1 protein-coding gene is annotated in these 356 nt (G+C 45.8%); it reads left to right on the top strand.

The genetic code is table 11. The features are described from left to right. On the top strand, positions 1–356 hold a 356-nt coding region (locus DYD21_RS21580), incomplete at both ends, for a transposase (protein ID WP_199535630.1).

Below are 356 nucleotides of genomic sequence, written 5' to 3'. Positions count from 1 at the left end.
TGATCGCTATGAGTGCAGCCAGGGAGAATATCTACCGTATCGATCGATATCAATCACTGGAAACAAAAAAATGCGGGTCTATAGAACTTTTGCCAAACAGTGTAAAAACTGTCCAATCAAGGCGCAGTGTATTACCAGCAAAGTCAATTATAAACAATTAAAACATTCGGAGGGCAAGGAGTGGTACGATCTGATGGAGAAACGATTACACACCAGCTATGGCCGGCAAATGGTCCGCAAGCGCAAAGCCATTGTAGAACCGGCCCTTGGCAATCTGTTGCATCAGAACGGAATGAAGAAGGTCTATGCCCGGGGCATACAAGCGGCCAATAAACACGTCATGCTTGCAAGTATGG

It is taken from the genome of Rhodohalobacter sp. SW132 (genome assembly GCF_003390325.1).
Classification (GTDB): domain Bacteria; phylum Bacteroidota; class Rhodothermia; order Balneolales; family Balneolaceae; genus SW132.
This window is presented reverse-complemented; position numbering and strand designations above follow the sequence as displayed.